At 47.2% G+C, this 19,159-nt stretch carries 14 protein-coding genes and 1 pseudogene; 14 read left to right on the forward strand and 1 reads right to left on the reverse strand.

Going from position 1 to position 19,159, the window contains the following annotated elements; genetic code table 11:
- The first annotated feature begins 90 nt into the window (after positions 1-90).
- Complete coding sequence (locus AC3B4V_RS00750) at positions 91-1,086, forward strand: NADP-dependent oxidoreductase (protein WP_488377531.1); 996 nt, start codon at positions 91-93, stop codon at positions 1,084-1,086.
- A gap of 58 nt (positions 1,087-1,144) precedes the next feature.
- On the opposite strand, the gene AC3B4V_RS00755 is transcribed toward AC3B4V_RS00750, so the two are convergent.
- A complete protein-coding gene (locus AC3B4V_RS00755; RefSeq protein WP_023467459.1) occupies positions 1,145-1,309 on the reverse strand; it encodes a hypothetical protein in 165 nt (54 codons plus the stop codon).
- 287 nt (positions 1,310-1,596) lie between these two features.
- Here AC3B4V_RS00755 and AC3B4V_RS00760 point away from each other — a divergent pair, with 287 nt between their 5' ends.
- From AC3B4V_RS00760 to pulA, 13 genes and pseudogenes are all read left to right on the forward strand, one after another.
- Positions 1,597-4,221, forward strand: a complete 2,625-nt coding sequence (locus AC3B4V_RS00760; protein WP_488377532.1) for a glycosyltransferase — start codon at positions 1,597-1,599, stop codon at positions 4,219-4,221.
- Positions 4,218-5,222: a class I SAM-dependent methyltransferase gene (locus AC3B4V_RS00765; RefSeq protein ID WP_488377533.1), complete on the forward strand. Its 1,005-nt coding sequence runs from the start codon at positions 4,218-4,220 to the stop codon at positions 5,220-5,222. Before AC3B4V_RS00760 ends, AC3B4V_RS00765 begins: the two co-directional genes overlap by 4 nt.
- On the forward strand, positions 5,117-6,433 hold the full coding sequence (locus tag AC3B4V_RS00770; protein WP_262415795.1) for a glycosyltransferase family 4 protein: 1,317 nt from the start codon (positions 5,117-5,119) through the stop codon (positions 6,431-6,433). The genes AC3B4V_RS00765 and AC3B4V_RS00770 overlap by 106 nt, the downstream gene beginning before the upstream one ends.
- A complete protein-coding gene (locus AC3B4V_RS00775; protein ID WP_223041454.1) occupies positions 6,430-7,683 on the forward strand; it encodes a glycosyltransferase in 1,254 nt (417 codons plus the stop codon). Before AC3B4V_RS00770 ends, AC3B4V_RS00775 begins: the two co-directional genes overlap by 4 nt.
- A 278-nt stretch (positions 7,684-7,961) precedes the next feature.
- On the forward strand, positions 7,962-9,254 hold the full coding sequence (locus AC3B4V_RS00780; protein WP_488377534.1) for a nucleotide sugar dehydrogenase: 1,293 nt from the start codon (positions 7,962-7,964) through the stop codon (positions 9,252-9,254).
- Positions 9,251-10,051, forward strand: a complete 801-nt coding sequence (locus tag AC3B4V_RS00785) for an ABC transporter permease (protein ID WP_488377535.1) — start codon at positions 9,251-9,253, stop codon at positions 10,049-10,051. Before AC3B4V_RS00780 ends, AC3B4V_RS00785 begins: the two co-directional genes overlap by 4 nt.
- 11 nt (positions 10,052-10,062) lie before the next feature.
- Positions 10,063-10,803, forward strand: a pseudogene (tagH, locus tag AC3B4V_RS00790) (teichoic acids export ABC transporter ATP-binding subunit TagH); the annotation flags it as partial.
- A gap of 112 nt (positions 10,804-10,915) precedes the next feature.
- A complete protein-coding gene (gene wecB, locus AC3B4V_RS00795) occupies positions 10,916-12,016 on the forward strand; it encodes a non-hydrolyzing UDP-N-acetylglucosamine 2-epimerase (RefSeq protein ID WP_223041457.1) in 1,101 nt (366 codons plus the stop codon).
- On the forward strand, positions 12,013-12,498 hold the full coding sequence (locus tag AC3B4V_RS00800) for a hypothetical protein (protein WP_064300327.1): 486 nt from the start codon (positions 12,013-12,015) through the stop codon (positions 12,496-12,498). Before wecB ends, AC3B4V_RS00800 begins: the two co-directional genes overlap by 4 nt.
- Positions 12,488-13,876 carry an MBOAT family O-acyltransferase gene (locus AC3B4V_RS00805; protein WP_488377536.1) on the forward strand — a complete coding sequence of 463 codons (1,389 nt, stop codon included), beginning with the start codon at positions 12,488-12,490 and terminating at the stop codon, positions 13,874-13,876. The genes AC3B4V_RS00800 and AC3B4V_RS00805 overlap by 11 nt, the downstream gene beginning before the upstream one ends.
- Positions 13,877-13,891: 15 nt before the next feature.
- Positions 13,892-15,067, forward strand: a complete 1,176-nt coding sequence (locus tag AC3B4V_RS00810) for a DHHW family protein (RefSeq protein ID WP_488377537.1) — start codon at positions 13,892-13,894, stop codon at positions 15,065-15,067.
- Between the two features lie 25 nt (positions 15,068-15,092).
- Entirely contained in the window at positions 15,093-16,007 is a 915-nt protein-coding gene (locus tag AC3B4V_RS00815; RefSeq protein ID WP_262415796.1) for an LCP family protein, read from the forward strand.
- Positions 16,008-16,232: 225 nt separating this feature from the next.
- Complete coding sequence (gene pulA, locus AC3B4V_RS00820; protein ID WP_488377538.1) at positions 16,233-19,145, forward strand: type I pullulanase; 2,913 nt, start codon at positions 16,233-16,235, stop codon at positions 19,143-19,145.
- Positions 19,146-19,159 lie beyond the last annotated feature (14 nt).

Consider the following 19,159-nt stretch of genomic DNA (forward strand, 5'->3'; position numbering starts at 1 on the left):
GTTAGAAAATTCCAAACGAGCAAAGGATTCGTCTTCCAGAAACGGAATTGTTACAGTGAAGAAGTACATTGAATGAGGAGGTCATGAATCATGTCAGAACAACGTATCGTATTAGCAGCACGACCAAACGGAAAGCCAACAGGGGAAACATTCCGCTATGAATCATTTGAGTTAGCAGAGCTGAAGGAAGGACAAGTCGCACTGGAGTCACTCTATATCTCGGTCGATCCATATATGCGGGGTCGTATGAACGATGCGCGTTCTTATTCGCAACCATTTGAGATTGATGAACCGATTCACGGAGGTGTCGTAGCGCGTGTCATCGAGTCTAAAAGTGAAGGGCTCAAGTCTGGTGATGTCGTCGTCGGGATGCTCGATTGGGCAACAAAAGCAGTCGTCGATGCGAAAACCGTTCGTAAAATCGATGAGCAGATCGCACCGATTTCAACAGCACTCGGTGTTCTCGGAATGACAGGGATGACAGCGTATTTCGGATTGCTTGATATCGGGAATCCACAACCAGGGGAAACGGTCGTCGTATCGGCAGCAGCAGGGGCTGTTGGATCAATCGTTGGTCAAATCGCTAAAATCAAAGAAGCACGTGTCGTCGGAATCGCAGGAAGTGACGAAAAGCTACAACACTTAAAAGCAGATCTTGGTTTTGACGAAGTCATCAACTATAAAACGGAAGACATCCGAGAGGCATTGGACCGGACATGTCCAGACGGGATCGATGTCTATTTTGAAAACGTCGGCGGAGAGATTGGTGATGCAGTCCTTGATCGACTCAATCCATTCGCGCGGGTACCAGTCTGCGGTGCCATTTCTGGATATAACGCACAACAGGACATTGGTCCACGTGTTCAATCGAAATTAATCATCGCGCGCGCGCGTATGCAAGGTTTCTTAGTGGGCGACTATGGAAAACGTTTTAAAGAGGCAGCTGAGCAACTTGGTCAATGGGTTAGTGAAGGGAAGTTGCAATACGAAGAGACGATCTTTGAAGGATTCGATCGTGTACCAGATGCGTTCCTTGGCTTGTTCGATGGTTCGAACACGGGGAAACTATTAGTAAAAGTGAAGTAAACATGCCAAAAGAGGTTGCGGAATCATTTCCGCAACCTCTTTTTCTATGGCGTGAGATTCATGAATCTTTTCGATCGCGCTCGAGCTCTTCAGGATCAGGATCCGGATGCTGTGTTTCCGCAGGCTTGATGCCGGGATCTGATGTCTCAGCTGGATCAGGATCCGGGTGAAGACCAACGTCTGCCTTTTCATCTGGTAAATCATGATTTTTTTCGTTTAACATGTCCAGTCATCTCCTTTTATCAGTACGTAGTAATGTTTCCCCGTTTTTTAAATCCAAAACAATGAGGGTGCATAGGATTCGTTTTTGAAAACATGTGAATGACTTCCACGGACAAGAAAGTGAAAGTGGTCGATTTCCTAGGAAATACAGGTTGACTGAACTGGAATGTAAGGAAAATCCAAAAAAGCTTCATGAAGTCTTTACAAAAACCTTGCAAGTCCTTCAAGTAGCCTTTGAACTGCTTCCGTAGACTAAGAAAGAGTTGAAAAGAGGAAGGGTGTTTACGTGTGAGTGATCAAAAATGGAAACGACAAATCATGCAACAACTGAACTGGGTCCGCGAAGAGAAAAAACGGCTGACGAGCGCAACGACAGCAAGTAAAGATGCACTCGAAAAACTCCGTCAGCTAGACGTCTTGCGACTGCCGACGGTTCGAACTTCTAATAACACGACGACACGTTACCGACAAAATAGCCAAGCTTCACTACTAGATCAATTGGATATCTCGGAGATTCCGGTCCGGACGACGACGCGTTACTATGAAAAGCGACCAATCGAGATGGCGATCGTCTGCTCGGAATTCATGTACGCCTATTATGAAGATGCCGTTCATCTCCACTATGTCAATGCGCATACATTCGAAGAAGTTTTCGAGCGCGAGATTGATCTCTTTTTAGTCGTCTCTTCATGGAAGGGGTTACGAGGAGACGATTGGAAAGGTGTCGCCACACCGAATTCAAAGAAACGCCAACGACTGCTTTCGATGATGCAGGAAGTCAAAGCCAAAGGAATTCCAGTCGTCTTTCAATCAACGGAAGATCCGAGCAATCATGAACGGTTTCAAGACGTGGCGCAAGCTGCCGATTATGTCCTGACTTCAGATGAGGCGATGATTCCTGAATACCGCGTCTTATGTGGTCATGATCGGATCATGGCGATGCCGTTTGGTGTCAATCCATTGATTCACAATCCGATCGGAGCGACACGTAGCCGTAAAAAAGGCGTTTTATTTGCCGGTAGCTGGATGGCGAAATATCCGGAGCGTGTGAAAGATACGGAGATGTTGTTTGATGGGGTGATGCAATCCTCGCACGAACTCGATATCGTGGACCGGAATTATCATCTCGACTTACCAGCCTATCAGTTTCCGGAGCGCTATCAATCACGGGTCGCACCAGCGATTCCTTATGATGCTTTACAACAAGTTAGTAAATGTTACGACTGGGTCTTGAACCTGAATAGCATCAAGTACAGTAAAACGATGTGTGCTCGTCGCGTCTATGAGTCGCAAGCACTCGGGAATTTAATCCTGTCGAATTACAGTATCGCCGTCAACAACGAGTTTCCGAACATCTTCACCGTGCATGACGCACAGGAGGCGACGGCGATCGTAGAACGTACGTCGCAAGAAGAAATCGAACGATTGCGAGCAGAAGGACTTCGTGCCGTCATGACGGAACATACAGTCTTCGAACGGATGGATCAGATCCTAGCGTTCATTGGACGAGTACCTGAGACACGGGAACATCGCTTATTAGTCGTTGTCGCTCAAAACGGGGAAGCCATCCGTGACGCAATCGATCGCCAAAGTCTCACACCAGATGAAATCGTCTCAGCGGATACGTTGACGGAGCAAACCTATAATCAAGCCGATCTCGTTGCTTGGATGGATGGAGAGGAATCTTACGGCGAATATTATTTAGAGGACCTTGTGAATGGCTTTAAATATAGCGATGCCAGCATCGTCCGAAAGGGAAGCGAGCATCCGTATCATGTACAAGAGATGAGCGGTAGTCGAAACGGTGCGATTGTTTGGCGATCAGCTATCGGATATGACATGTTCCAAGCAGGTGAACTGAACGGAAAAACACTATTGCTCGATCAATTGGAGTGGAACGAGCAGGCGGTAGTTCCGACGAATCGGATTCCGCAACTGTCGGTCGTCGTTCCGATCTATAACAATGGAAAACACCTCACGTATAAATGTTTCTCCAGTCTAACGCGGATGGATCGATTCATGGAGTCAGAGATTTTACTCGTAGATGATGGATCAACGGACATAGCGACACGTCAAGCCGTAGAGCGTCTCGCGCGACGCTATGGAAATGTCAGAACTTATTTCTTCGAGACAGGCGGAAGCGGTAGTGCTTCACGTCCGCGTAACAAAGGAGTCGAGATGGCACGAGCTGACTATGTGACGTTCCTTGATCCGGATAACGAGGTACTCAGTGATCGATATGCCTTTTTGCTTCAAGAACTAGAAAAAGATCCATCACTTGATTTTGTGGCGGGGCATATGAAAAAGCTTGCCGAGAAGACGAGTATCATTGCCTTACCGACGATTCGTAAACAAGGACGAACGGTTTGCGAGGATCCGAAAGCTTTTCTATTGAAACATCGGTTTGCGGTACAAAGCATTCAAGCACTCGTCGTCCGTCGTACCTTCTTGCTTGAACATCAATTGGAACAGGTCGTCGGTGCGGTCGGTCAGGACTCCTTGTTCTTCCAAGAATTGATGCTTCGCGCGAACCGTGTCTTACTCGTCAATCGAGTTATCCACTATTACTATGCAGCCGTTGCAGGATCAACCGTGAATGCATTGACGGTGAAGTTCTTCGAACGAAGTGTCGTCCGAGAGCGGGCACGCGCTGAGAAATTCGCTCGTTATGGAGTGCTAGAGGAATACAAGGAAACTCGATTCGAGCATTTCTTTGAGCATTGGTATCTTGTCAAGTTACGCTACTGCAGTGATAAGGATTTCGCACCGAGTGTCGCATTGTTGCGCACGATCATCAGTTTCTATGAACCGATCACGTTGACGAACCCGTTGATTCGTCGATTCATGGAGCTTGCAGATCGCCAGGAGACGGATCGACTTCAACACTTATTACTCGAGGAGGTGCAGAAATGACGGCATCGATGAAAACAGCACGACCAAAAGATCAAATCCGAGCTGCTTACTACGATCAGTTAGGCGGTGGATTCGGTAAAAAAGTCCGCGCACGAGTGCACTGGATCGTTCGACAAGCAAAAGGGGAGCACATTTTAGATATCGGTTGTTCGGGTGGAGTCGTTCCGATTTTACTTGGACGGGAAGGGAAACACGTCGTTGGAATCGATGTATTACCAGAAGCAATCATCGAGGCCAAACAAGCGTTACTGGAGGAACCAACATCCGTTAAAGAAAAGGTGGAATTACATGAAGCAAATGTCATGACGTACACACCTGACATTCAATTCGATACAGTCTTGATGACGGAAGTACTGGAGCATATCGGGGAGCCGGAACGTTTCATCGCCCGTGCCGTCTCCTTCATCGCACCAGAAGGACGACTTGTCATCACAGTTCCATTTGGAGTGAACGATTATGCGGATCACAAACGGACGTATTATTTAAACCGACTGCTTGAACAGTTGACACCATTCGGTAAAATCGAGACGGTCGAGCGGATTGATAAGTGGCTAGGGATCACGATTCAAGTCTATCCGGAACCTCGAGAGGGTCGAGCCATTTTACCAGCGGAAGTCGAATGGCTCGAAGACGCCTTTGAAGAGGTGGAACGATTGCATCTCGCGACGATCATCGACTTAAAACGCAAGCAACAGAATCTAGAACGAAAAGTACAGCGGTTAGGAGAACAAACGGACCAATTGGAACACGCTCAAGTCGAAGTGCTACGTCATGAACAGCAACTACAGGAACAGCGTGAACAATACAAGATGCTCGAAGAACAATATGCCGCACTGCTTGATCGGTTCGAAGGATCATTGGTGACAAATCTGGAATTGTTGGAGGCGAATGCATCATGGAAATCAAAATACCGCTCACTCGCGCAATCAAAGCTCGGAAAAATCGTCGTCCGCTACTGGAAGTTCCGACGTCAACTCAAGCAGCGCCGGAGTCGTCGATGAACGTCTTGATGATTTGTCAAAATTTTTATCCGGAAATCGGGAGTGCGGCAAACCGAATGAAGAATATTTTCAAGCGGATGGAACAAGCCGGAAGTGACGTCCATGTGTTGACGTCAGAACCGCTCTATCCGACGGCAGAACTCTATACGGACTCGATGTTCTGGGATGAACCGAGTCTCGATACGGCACATGTAACCCGTATCCAACCGCGTGACATCCGGGCGACGAATAATTTATGGCGGCGTCTTCGTTTATTCGTCGAACAATTCGTGCTCGCGGTAAAAGAGGTGCGACATGACCCGAAATCCTATGCCTACATCTATGCGACGACGCCATCCATCTTCATGGGACTCGTCGGGGTCGTCGCGAAACACGTCAAAAAGGCGCCTTTGATTCTCGATGTACGTGATTTATGGCCGGAATCATTGATTGGCGTCGGCATCACAAAATCGCGTCTTTTATTGACGCCGCTCTACTGGCTTGAAAAGTGGATGTATCGTCAGGCAGATCAATTGGTCATCAACAGTGAGGGGTTTCGATCATATATTGAAGGGCGGGGCATTGCACCGGAAAAAATTCATTATATCCCGAACTCGATCGAGGAAAATGAGTGGTTGATCAAACGCCGAAAAGTATCGGAACAAGTCCGCGTCGTGTATACAGGAAATATCGGTCTCGCACAAGATGTGTTCTTGTTGCTTGACGTCGCACAGGAACTTCAACAAGAGGAAGATATCTGTTTTCAAGTCGTCGGTTACGGCTATCACAAGCAAACGTTCGAACGACTCGTCAAGGAACGTGGGTTGACCAACATCGAATTTCTTGACGCGATGCCACGCTGGGATGCGTTGAAACAACTTGCGAAGAGTGACATTGCCTTTGCAACACTCGTCGAAAGTACAGCGTTCGATACGGTGACACCTGGAAAAATCATCGACTACATGGCGATGGGGTGTGCCATCGTCGGTGCGGTATCCGGACACGCGGCGCATGTCATCGAAGAGGCAGGAGCGGGTTACGTGTCTGTCCAGCGAAAAAAAGAGGAGATCGTCGATCATATTCTCGAGTTATCAAGAAATCCAGAGAAACGTGCAGCGATGGGGCGTGCAGGTGTGGCATACGTCCAACATCATTTTGATTGGGAACAAAATCAACAGCGCTTGTTTGAAGCCATCGAACAAACGCAGTCACGAAAGGCGGTCGCAGAATGAAGCGAATTGGAATGTTTGTTTGGAATCCGTTTACGAATGACGCTCGTGTCTTGCGTGAATGTACAGCACTCGTCGAAGCAGGACACCGCGTGGACCTATACTGTCTAAATGACGGCACACTTCCAGAAGTCGAATACCCGATGTCAGGGTTTCGCGTCATTCGAATCGACCGGACGCCACCTTTTGCGAGGTGGCTCCCGTTCTTTCGTAAACGGAAAAAACGGACACTTGTCATCGGCGTGATGGGTGCGCTTCTTGCGCCATGGCTTATTCCCGTGATGCTCGTGCTCTTTTTACTGATGCGAAGTCGATTCATCCGTTACGCCCTCTATAACAGTTTCGGCATTCTTCGTATGACACGTGCTGCCCGGAAGCATGATTATGACGTCATGCATGCGAACGATGTCAATACGTTACCACAAGCGATTGGGGCAGCACGTGGTGCACAAATCGTCTATGACTCGCATGAAGTCCAGACCGATCGGACAGGATACGGGAGCATGCAGGGGAAATTAGAGCGCTGGTTGCTTCACTTCGTCGATCAGACGATCGTTGAAAATGACACGCGTGCAGATTACCATCAGAAGTTATATGGAACGCGACCATCCGTCCTGCACAATTATCCGTTTTACGAACCGATTATTCCGCAACCGCGGCCGTTACGCGAAGAGTTAGCACTCGCACCAGATGAACCGATTTTGTTGTATCAGGGTGGAATTCAAGAAGGACGTGGACTGGAGCGACTCATTGAAGCGATGCCGTTCATCGATCGAGGAACACTGATTTTCGTTGGAGATGGAAAGTTAAAAGGGAAACTGATGCAACTGGCTGCACAATCATCGGAAAAGTCTCGTATCCGCTTCATTGAGAAGGTTCCGCTTGCTGAACTACCCAGTTACACGGCAGCGGCAACGGTCGGCTTTCAGGTACTCCAGAACGTTTGCTTCAATCATTATTCCGCTTCTTCAAATAAACTATTCGAATACATGGCAGCGTTGATTCCTGTCATCGCGGCCGACTTACCAGAAATCCGTCGTGTCGTCGAGACAGAAGGAGTTGGATTAATCGTCGATGTCGAATCCCCGCAGAGTATTGCTGCAGCGGTCAATCGTCTAGTGAAGGATGAGAGCTTGCGACGGGCGATGCAGGAGCGGGCAAGCGTAGCAAGGAGACAATACAACTGGGAGCAAGAAAAAGGTCGACTTCTTGCTGTCTATGACTCGATTTTCATGGAATCGGGCGCAAAATAAGAAAAATAGTCAACGACTCGAAGGGAAATCCACGTGCAATGAAGGCGGATTCCTGACGAGTCGTTTTGTTTCATTCGAATAGACACGAAGGATTCGCGAAAGCTTCATAAGATTTACAAAAACGATAGAAAACACTGGAAATGTAAGGTCTGTGAAGAATGGTTTAAGAGATGGTTAGAAGCATTGGAAAGCAAAGGAAATGTCGTTATGGTCTAGTTACAGCCAAGCCACAGACCGTTTGTTGGCTAGTATGACTAACTCGATGGAGGAATGACAAAATGAAACTTTGCACAATCGGACTAGGATATATTGGATTACCTTCTTCTGCGATGTTCGCGGATCATGGCACGGAAGTCGTAGGTGTCGACATCGATCCACAAATCGTCAATCTTCTGAACACGGGAACGATTCATATTGAGGAACCAGGACTCGAGGATGTCATCAAACGGGTCGTCGCGAACGGAAAATTCCGAGCGACACTTACGCCAGAACGAGCCGATGTCTTTTTAATCGCTGTCCCGACGCCGAACTTAAACGATACGTATAAATCATGTGATTTGAAATATGTCATTTCAGCGGTCAACAACATGCTGCCATTCCTGGAAAAAGGAAATGTCGTCATCGTCGAATCGACGATCGCGCCACGTACGATGGATGATCATGTCCGTCCCTTAATCGAAGCAGCTGGATTTACGATTGGAGAGGACATTTATGTCGTCCATTGCCCCGAGCGTGTCTTGCCAGGACAAATATTGCATGAACTTATCCATAATAACCGCATCGTCGGCGGCTTGACGCCAGCGTGTGCGGAGGCAGGAGCTGCCGTCTACGAAACATTCGTTCAAGGTGAGATTGTCCGGACCGATGCCAAAACAGCCGAAATGTCGAAGTTGATGGAGAATACGTTCCGCGATGTCAACATTGCTCTTGCAAATGAATTAACGCAAGTATGTCATCAGCTAGAGATCAACGTCTTAGATGTAATCGAGATGGCGAACATGCATCCACGTGTGAACTTGCATCATCCGGGACCGGGAGTCGGTGGTCACTGTCTCGCAGTCGATCCGTACTTCATCGTCGCAAAAGCCCCATCGCTTGCTCGCATCATTCATACGGCACGACAAACGAACGTTCAGATGCCACAATTCGTTGCTGAACAAGCAGCTCGTCTCGTCGGTTCGCGTGTCCGTCCAAAAATCGCTGTCTTTGGTGTCACGTATAAAGGAAACGTCGATGATATGCGCGAGAGTCCAGCTGTCGAAGTCATTGAACAATTACTCGACCGTGGACTTGACGTCGCTGTCTGTGATCCGCACGTCGAACGTTCGATCTCGACACGATTCGAACTCGTCGATGAGCTGGAAGCGATTCAAGGCGCTGATCTAGCACTCGTCTTAGTCGATCATGATGAATTCAAACAATTCGATTCACGTCGTCTCGCAAATTACATGCGGACACCGTTACTCTTTGATACGAAAGGGGTCGTCAAAGCGCTCGACGCTGTCAAAGTCCTGAACTTCGGTAATTTGCATACGCACCGCGTGACGGAAGTGGATGCGAAAGCGATATGAACGCGTTACGAACGATTGGGGGAGAGTTGAAGGATCATCTATATCTGATCTTTCGACTCTCGCTTTATGAAACAAAGAGTCAATATAGCATGCAATACCTGGGTTGGTTTTGGGAGATCATGACACCACTTCTCCAAATCGGTGTCTACTGGGTCGTATTCGGCTTCGGGATTCGTGGTGGGCATCCAGTCGATGGAATTCCATTCGTCTTTTGGCTCGTCAGCGGATTGATTGCTTGGTTCTTCATCGGCAGTACGATTCCAAATGGTTCCCGGTCGATTTATGGTCGGGTCGCCCTCGTCTCGAAGATGCACTTTCCATTGAGTACGATTCCAGCGTATGTCATTTTGGCACAATTCTACCGTCATCTCGCGATGATTGCTTTGACAATCATTTTAGGGTGTGCCTTCGGTTACTTCCCGGGATGGCATACGTTTGAACTTCTATATATCGTACCGGCGGGCGTCGTGTTCCTCTATGCGGTTTCCTTATTGTTATCCGCACTTGCGACGATGATTCGAGATGTACAAAACATGGTGACATCTGCGATCCGCATGCTGATGTATTTAACGCCAATCATGTGGATTCCGCCAGATCACTCGTTATTTAAGATGTTGTTGATGCTAAACCCGCTCGTTTATTTGATTGAGGGATATCGGTCCGCACTCATCGGAACGGGTTATCTGCTCGATCATATGTGGTACGGCGTGTATTTCTGGTGTATGACGCTCGCAATCTTACTTGTTGGAGCATCGATTCACATTCGATTCCGACGCTATTTCATCGATTACGTATAGGAGGGAGAACGATGGGTCATGTCGTGTTTGAGAATGTATCGAAACGGTACATGCTCTATGCCCGACCGATCGACAAGCTAAAAGAAGTGTTGTTCGGTAAGGTGAATGGAAAATCGTTCTATGCTCTGAAGAACGTCTCCTTTTCTGTGGAAGAGGGAGAAATCGTCGGTGTCGTTGGCATCAACGGAAGTGGGAAATCGACACTATCGCATCTGCTTGCTAACGTGACACCACCGACGTACGGTCGGGTCACATTGGGTGGAAAGTCAGCATTGATTGCCATCTCTAGTGGATTGAATAGTCAACTGACGGGGCGAGATAACATTGAATTAAAAGGGCTGATGATGGGCTTGACGAAACGACAAATTGAGACGATTACTCCAGAAATTTTAGAGTTCGCTGATATCGGGGAGTTCATCGATCAGCCAGTCAAGACTTACTCGAGCGGCATGCGCGCTCGGATTGGTTTTGCGATCTCGATTCATATTAATCCAGATATCTTGATCATCGACGAAGCACTCTCAGTCGGAGACCAAACGTTTACTGAAAAGTGCCTCGATAAGATGCGTGAATTCCGCGATCAAGGGAAAACGATTTTTTTCGTCAGTCATTCGCTCAGCCAGGTAAAGAGTTTCTGTACAAAAATCCTTTGGTTGGAATACGGGGAAGTACGTCTATTTGGTCCGACGAATGAAACGTTGGCTGAATACAATAAATATCTATATTGGTACAAACAGTTATCAAAAAAGCAAGCCTCCCATTACGTAGCTAAGAAACGAACGGAACGGATTGGTTCCGTGAATCAGCAGATGATGGGCGAGACGATTGAACAATCGTCATGAAATGAGATAGGGGATGAAGTAAATGAAACGTGTCATGCTTGTATTCGGAACACGACCAGAGGCGATCAAAATGGCGCCGGTCGTCAAAGCGCTTGAAAATCGTCAGGACGTCGAACCAATCGTCGTCGTTACAGCACAACACCGAGAGATGCTCGATCAGGTCCTTGAACTGTTCGAAATCACTCCAGACCATGACTTGGATTTGATGCGTCCGCGTCAGACGTTAGAGGAAATGACGGCGCGTATTTTAAACGCGATGCGTCGCGTCCTCGAAAAGGAACAGCCGGATCTCGTCCTTGTCCATGGGGATACGACGACGACGTTCGCTGCTTCTTTAGCGGCGTTCTATCAACAGATCCCAGTCGGTCATGTGGAAGCAGGACTACGGACATATGAAAAGTATGCGCCGTTCCCAGAAGAGATGAATCGCCAATTGACAGGTGTGTTGGCGGATTATCATTTTGCACCGACCGAACAGGCTGCAATGAACTTACGTGCTGAGAACAAGCAGACACCGATCATCGTAACCGGTAATACGGTCATCGATGCGTTGAAGACGACTGTATCACCGACATATACGCATCCTGTCCTATCACGTCTCGAAAAGTCGGGACGAAAACTTGTCTTACTGACCGTCCATCGCCGTGAGAATCATTTACAACTAGAAACGATTTTTGATGCGATCGAACGGTTAGCGAATGATCATCCAGAAATTGAAATCGTCTATCCGGTTCATCCGAATCCGGTCGTACTAGAAGCGGCAGCTCGCTTGGAACATCATCCGCGGATTCAATTGATCGAACCGCTTGATGTCTTTGACTTCCATAATCTTGCGGCTCGGGCATCCTTCATTCTGACCGACTCAGGTGGAATTCAAGAGGAAGCACCTTCGCTCGGCGTGCCTGTCCTTGTCTTACGGGAAACGACAGAGCGTCCAGAGGGAGTCGAAGCCGGAACGTTGAAGCTCGTCGGGACGAATCCAGAGATGATTTATACTATGAGTCATCAATTGTTGACGGATCAGGTGTTCTACCAATCGATGGCACAAGCGGCGAATCCTTATGGCGATGGACAAGCGGCGGAGCGAATCGTCGATGCCATCATGAGTGAGGTACCTGTATGAGTCAACGTATTCCTCCAGCGATTTATCAATTCTTTCCATTCGGAACGCAGGAAAAAATCTTGCTTGAGGATGCTACAGATGGTGTCTATTTTGATTTTCAAGAAGCAACGGCAGACGACAAATTGTACATTCAGTTGTTTGATCAAGGATTTCAACATCCGCCTTCAAAGTTATACCGGTCAGACGCCACGATTACAGGAGACATCATCGAGGTGACCTGTCATTTCGAAGTCGATGCACCATGTGTCGTTCAGTTATTCAAGATGCAATATGGACAGAAAAAACGGATGGGATCGGAAACGGAAACCGTCACATTGACGAATGAGACAGTCGTTCATGTACAGATGAAACGAGTACCAGGAGCGAAGTATTTCAAGGTGGCATGGAAGTTCTTGCAAGAGGGGAGCTTCCGGGTCCATCTCCGGGACATTCAGATTGTGCAACATGTCACGGCAGGGGAGGAAGCGACGTATGCTATTTAGTTCGACGATATTCTTATTTTTGTTCTTACCGACTGTGTTGATCGTCTATTACCTACTCCCACGCAGCTTCCGAAATGGTTGGTTATTAGTGACGAGTCTATTCTTTTATGCATTCGGAGAACCACGTTTTGCATTGCTAATGCTACTGAGCGTCATGATCAACTACTTCTTCGCCTTGTTCGTCGATCTGTATCGACACCGAATTGGCGTCAAATGGATCATGTTCAGTATGATCGCAGTCAATCTGGGGTTACTCGGCTGGTTCAAGTACAGCGGATTTTTTGTTCGTTCAGTCAACGAGACATTCGGATTAGGATGGTTCGTCCCAGAAGTCGTCTTGCCACTCGGGATCTCGTTCTATACGTTCCATGCGATGAGTTATGTCATCGACATCTACAAAGGGAAGGAAGCGGTGCAAAAGAATCCGCTTGACCTCGCCCTTTATATCGCGTTCTTTCCCCAACTCGTCGCGGGTCCGATCGTTCGCTATAACACGATTGCGAGCCAAATCGAGTCACGAGAAGAGACAGTTTCCGATTTTGCCCGAGGGGTTCGTCGGTTTACGATCGGCTTAGCTAAAAAACTGATTCTTGCCAATGGATGTGGTCAGGTCGCGGATGCCATCTTCAACATGAAAGATCTCTCGATGGGGCTTGCTTGGATCGGGATCATCGCCTACGCCTTACAAATCTATTTCGATTTTTCAGGATACAGTGATATGGCGATTGGACTAGCTTTGATGTTCGGATTTCATTTTCTTGAGAATTTTAACTATCCCTACATTTCAAAGTCTGTTTCTGAATTTTGGCGTCGGTGGCATATTTCGCTTGGATCGTGGTTCCGGGATTATGTCTACATCCCGCTTGGTGGAAATCGTGTCTCACCGTGGTTACAGTATCGCAACTTAGCAATTGTCTGGATGCTGACAGGTCTTTGGCATGGTGCAAGTTGGACGTTTGTCGCGTGGGGAGCGTATTACGGAATCTGGATTATGCTCGAGAAAGCATTTCTCGGGAAATGGTTGGAGAAAATGCCAGTCTTCTCGACCATTTGGACGCTCGTACTCGTGTTGGTCGGTTGGGTATTCTTCCGTTCCGAGACGTTCCCAGAAGCCGTTACGTACATTCAGGCGATGTTCGTACCAGATGTAATTTGGGATGAACGCGCGAGCTACCAGCTTGTCCAAAATGGTGTTCTATTGCTTGTCGCGTGTATCGCAGCGACACCGATTCCGAAAATCATCGGAGAGCGATTAGTCGTGTCACTCGGAAAAATTGGTACGACGATGCAGTATGGGTATGCGATGTTGCTACTATTTTTGGCGACATCAGCACTTGTTGCAAGTACGTTTAACCCATTCATCTATTTCCGCTTCTAAAAAGGAGGTCTACTGATGGCACAGCCACTTGAAACAGAAAATAAGCAGGGACAAAAACGGACGACTTCTTTTGAACGGATCATGATGTGGGTGACGACGATTAGTTTTTTACTCATCTTGTTAACGATTGGTATCGGAACGATCGTCCGAGAGGATCGTGTACGTTCCCAGCTCGAAAACCGTACACTCGCACAATCGGTCGATCCGACGATCGAAGGAATCGCGACTGGAAAAGACATGCTGAAGATGGAGACGTATTTCACGGATCAACTGCTGTTGCGGGGGACGTTCGTTGAGATGCAGGCACTACTATCGAAGGATGTCTTTAGGCAGCCTTTTCGTAATGGGATCTATACAGCTAAAAATGGCTATATGATCGAACCGAGTGCCTCGACTCAAGTTCAGATTCCGAACGCGTTTCAAAAATTCGTTCAAGAAGTCGACCGTCCGGTTTATATGGCACTAGCTCCATCGAAGACGGTCATTGCTGAACGCGATCAGTTGATTCCATCGTATGTTGCTTCGAACGCACGGACACGGTACGCAGGAATGATTCGTGACTTCAAGGCTGCCGGGATGACGAATTTGTCACTTGATCAATTAAAGTTAACGGATTACTTCAAGACAGACCATCACTGGAATATTGACGGGGCAGCGTCGGCGTATCAGACGATTACGAAAGGGATGGACTTACGACCAGTCACACCATCAAAAGCTAATCGTAAAGAGGATGAACATGCCTACTATGGTTCATTGGCACGAAAGACGACACTTGCGTACGCGACGTCTGGTGATCAACTAGCGTATTATGGACCAGCATTCTTTAAAGGGATCGATGTCTGTTACGACGGGGCATGCGACCGCCCAGTCATCGATGAATCCTTCGTTCAGCAGGAGGGAGATTACGTCGATCGGTATGAAGTATTCTTGCGCGGCAATCACGGCATCATGTCGATGAAGGAGAAGGCGAAGAATGATCGACCAACGATTCTCGTCTTAAAGGATTCATTCGCGAATCCCGTCTTACCGTTCCTTGCTAAAAATGCCAATCTGGAAGTCGTCGACGTTCGTTATGTGCCAAAATCATTCGACGTCTCGCGGTTCGCTAAACAAAAACAAGTCGACTCCGTGTTGTTCCTGCATAACTCGAATATTGCTGGATTGATGAAGACGTATGAAAACACACTATGAAGGAGTTCATGATATGAGATCCCGAATGGCGAAAAGAAAACCGCGTCTTGTTTGGCGCGTATTGAGTGCGCTCCTACTAGGGTTCGTTCTGATTGCTAGTACATCAGCTGGTTTAGCTTTTTTAAAAGTGAAACAAACGGCAGATGCGTTCTTGACACCGTTAGATGGAGAGCAGCCGAAGCCACTCGAATCGATGAAGCCGGTCAATGTCTTGTTACTTGGCGTGGATGAACGAAAAAATGATAAGGGACGTGCCGATGCCATCATGCTTCTTTCATTCAATCCAAAAACAAGACAAGCGACTTCCCTGTCTATTCCAAGAGATATGCAGGTAACCGTGCCGTCTGGCGAAAAGACTAAGATCAATCATACCTATGCCTATGGGGGTGTGAAAGAGACAGTCGAAACGGTGGAGCAGACGTTTGAAACTGATATTCCTTATTATGCGAAGATCAACATGGATGGATTGATTGAGTTGGTCGATGCTGTTGGGGGTGTCACGGTCGACAATCCATCTGCCTTCAGTTGGAACGACCGTCGTCTTCAAAAGGAGTATGAGAAAGGGAAAATTCATCTGACGGGTCTTGAAGCGAGTGGTTACGCTCGGATGCGAAAGCAAGATCCACTCGGCGATATGGGACGACAAATTCGTCAGCGTCAAGTGCTAGAAGCCGTCGGAATGAAGCTTGCTGGACCACAGTTGTTGACGCAACTCGAAAAAATCACGGATGTCATGAAAAACAACTTTACGACGAATATCGGACTTGATGTCGCAGCGCAGCTAGCGCAAGAGAATCAGCGTGGATTCGAACAATTGAAGCCGCTGAAAATCGACGGAGAAGGATATATCGCAAGTGACGGTGTTTGGTATTTCTTTGCATCGGACGAATCAATGGAACAAACGAAGCAAACGATCGCTACACTTCTCGCACGATCGTAAGCCATAACTAGTATTACCATCAAACAAACCAGGATGAGCGTCTCTAGCACATGATTGTGGAGACGCTTTTTCCTGTTTTTCTCTAAAGTAACATCGTTCTTTTTGAAAAAAAGTGCTTGGTTCAAAAGTCTTATTTTCGATCAAACCGATGAAATAGGCTTTGACAGGACTTGTAAACGGATGCAAAATGAAAACGATTACATACCAAAAGGAGATGGCTACCGTATGAAACGCATGAGATTCGTTTGTATCGTTGCGCTAACGTTTGCACTGATATTTAGTGGACTCTCTTTATCCGGTCAAGCACTGGAAAAAGGAAAGTCGACATTGGTCATCATTCACTACAAGGCAGACCCGAATGCCACAAAGGATTGGAATCTGTGGTTATGGGCAAATGGACCGGATTATTTTCCGAATAAAGCTCACGCTTTTAACGGCGAGGATGCTTACGGAAAAATCGCAGCTTATGAATTCCCAGTTGATCAGCCGGAAAAAATCGGCTTCATCGTTCGAGATGATAACTGGAACAAGGATGGGGGATCTGAGAATGATCGCTTCATTACGAAAGACATGATTAAAAATGGTGTTGCTGAAATCTGGATCGAGTCGGGAAGTAAGAACATCTCGACAGTCAATCCAAGCAATGGAGCAGATGTCGAAAAAATTGATACGAACATCCATTATTACCGGTATGACAATGATTATGACAAGTATGGTGTCTGGTCTTGGCCGGAAGAGCAAGATGGAAAGCGATTCGAGTTCGACAAGCAAGATGAGTTTGGTGCCGTTGCCAAGGTAACACTCGATAATCCGACGAAAGCACGTCTTGCAGGCGTCATTCCTCATCTTGAAGGATGGTCGGAAAAAGACGGAGCTGATCGTTTCTTTTATGCAGGGGCGAAAGACATCTGGTTGATTGAAGGGGATCAGACGATATACTACAGCAAACCGGAAATCGATCGCACACCGAAAATCACAAGCTTTTTAGCAGATGACTTCCGAACGATGACATTAAAAACGAATGCACCATTGACGGAAGAAGACTTGAAGGCATTTACGTTTGAAGGCTTGACGAATCCAGTCGTGTCAGCAATCGATGCCAAAACGGTAAAAGTCGAAGTCACTTCAGATATCGATTTAGCAAAAGTCGTCCGAGCATCTCATCCTGTTTTTGGAGAAGCAGTCCTCGAAGCAGGTAAAGTGCTCCGTTCGAAAGCATTCGACCAAAAGTATGCCTACGATGGAAAACTCGGTGTCGACTATCAAAAATCAAAGACGACGTTTAAAGTTTGGGCACCGACAGCACAAGCTGTCGAGCTCGAATTGTATCGCCTACCAAAACAAGAAGCTGCTACGACAAAAGATATCACGCGCGAAATCAAGATGGAACGAACGGATCGTGGTGTGTATCAAGTGACGGTCAAGGGCGACCTTGACGGTGTCGGATACACATACGAAGTCAAACATGCCAAAGAATCGACGCGTGCGGTTGATCCGTATGCGACAGCAGTCGCGGTCAATGGCGACCAAGGTGTCGTTGTCGACTTACGCGAGACGGATCCAAAACGCTGGACGAATGGAAAAATGCCACTTCGCCATGCGACGGACGCGATCATCTATGAATCACACGTCCGTGATTTATCGATGTTTGATGTGACGAACTCAGGTTACGATTCAGGCATCAAACAAAAAGGGAAGTATCTCGGCGTCATCGAGCCAGGTACACGTTTGACGAAGGATGGTAAAAAAACGAAGACGAAGACGGGACTTGATCATCTGAAGGAACTTGGCATCACGCACGTTCAGTTCATTCCAGTCTATGATTTCAACACAGCATCCGTCGATGAGACGAACCCGCTTAAATCGTACAACTGGGGTTATGATCCGAAGAACTATAACGCACCAGAAGGATCGTATGCGACAAATCCATATGATCCAAAAGTCCGAATCACAGAAATGAAACAGATGATTCAAGGGCTACATGACAATGGACTTCGTGCTGTCATGGATGTCGTTTACAACCACATGTTTGACGCAAAAGCATCAAACCTTGATAAAATCGTTCCTGGTTATTACTACCGTTATACAGAAGGCGGCGATTTAGCAAACGGAACGGGTGTCGGAAACGACACAGCGTCTGAGCGTCAAATGATGCACAAATTGATCGTTGACTCTGTCTCTTACTGGGCGAAAGAATACCACTGGGACGGATTCCGCTTTGACTTAATGGGCATTCACGACGTCAAGACGATGAATGCTGTCAAACAGGCGACAAAACGAATTGATCCGTCGATTCTCGTATTTGGAGAAGGGTGGAGCCTTGGAACACCGCTTCCAGATTCAGAGAAGGCCAACCAAACGAATACAAAACAAATGCCTGGAATCGGACATTTCAATGACAATCTACGCGATGCGCTCAAAGGTAGCGTCTTCATCGATTCAGATGCTGGTTTCATTAACAGAGCAACGGGTCTTGAAACGCGCATCAAACGCGGAATTGTCGGAGAGATTGCTTATGACAAAGAGATTCAAGGATTTACGCAAGAACCAGATCAAGCGATCACTTACGTTGAAGCACATGATAATCATACGCTTTGGGATAAGTTGAACCTGACGAATCCACAAGACAATGACGCAACGAAGACGAAGATGCATCGTTTGGCTTCAAGTATCTTGTTGACGTCACAAGGAACAACGTTCATCCATGCAGGACAGGACTTCATGCGGACGAAGGGCGGAGACCATAACTCGTATAAATCACCGGATTCTGTCAATCAGCTCGATTGGAAACGGAAGATGGACCGTCAACAAGACGTTGATTATATGACAGGATTGATCGAGTTACGCAAAAAGAATCCAGTACTTCATTTAGCAACAGCAAAAGACATTCGTCGTTACCTGACGTTTGAAACAGCACCGGCACAAGTCATCGCCTATCGATTAGACGATGCTGCGCCACAACAAAAGGATGATCTCTACGTCATTCATAATGCGAATCGAACAGCAGTCAATATGAAGCTACCGACAGGAAAATGGAAGTTGCTTGTAGATGGTAAACAAGCAGGAACCAAAGCAATCCGTAAAGTATCAGGTACGGTTCGTGTCGAAGGACTTAGCTCATTCGTCTTATCGAAATAAGTGAACAGATAAAA

Source organism: Exiguobacterium sp. E17S (genome assembly GCF_057772545.1).

Bases quoted from the DNA above. Each gene is read 5' to 3' on its own strand.
- AC3B4V_RS00750 (WP_488377531.1), top strand. From the start codon at position 91: ATGTCAGAACAACGTATCGTATTAGCAGCACGACCAAACGGAAAGCCA.
- AC3B4V_RS00755 (WP_023467459.1), bottom strand. From the start codon at position 1,309: ATGTTAAACGAAAAAAATCATGATTTACCAGATGAAAAGGCAGACGTT.
- AC3B4V_RS00765 (WP_488377533.1), top strand. From the start codon at position 4,218: ATGACGGCATCGATGAAAACAGCACGACCAAAAGATCAAATCCGAGCT.
- AC3B4V_RS00770 (WP_262415795.1), top strand. From the start codon at position 5,117: ATGGAAATCAAAATACCGCTCACTCGCGCAATCAAAGCTCGGAAAAAT.
- AC3B4V_RS00775 (WP_223041454.1), top strand. From the start codon at position 6,430: ATGAAGCGAATTGGAATGTTTGTTTGGAATCCGTTTACGAATGACGCT.
- AC3B4V_RS00780 (WP_488377534.1), top strand. From the start codon at position 7,962: ATGAAACTTTGCACAATCGGACTAGGATATATTGGATTACCTTCTTCT.
- AC3B4V_RS00785 (WP_488377535.1), top strand. From the start codon at position 9,251: ATGAACGCGTTACGAACGATTGGGGGAGAGTTGAAGGATCATCTATAT.
- wecB (WP_223041457.1), top strand. From the start codon at position 10,916: ATGAAACGTGTCATGCTTGTATTCGGAACACGACCAGAGGCGATCAAA.
- AC3B4V_RS00800 (WP_064300327.1), top strand. From the start codon at position 12,013: ATGAGTCAACGTATTCCTCCAGCGATTTATCAATTCTTTCCATTCGGA.
- AC3B4V_RS00805 (WP_488377536.1), top strand. From the start codon at position 12,488: ATGCTATTTAGTTCGACGATATTCTTATTTTTGTTCTTACCGACTGTG.
- AC3B4V_RS00810 (WP_488377537.1), top strand. From the start codon at position 13,892: ATGGCACAGCCACTTGAAACAGAAAATAAGCAGGGACAAAAACGGACG.
- AC3B4V_RS00815 (WP_262415796.1), top strand. From the start codon at position 15,093: ATGGCGAAAAGAAAACCGCGTCTTGTTTGGCGCGTATTGAGTGCGCTC.
- pulA (WP_488377538.1), top strand. From the start codon at position 16,233: ATGAAACGCATGAGATTCGTTTGTATCGTTGCGCTAACGTTTGCACTG.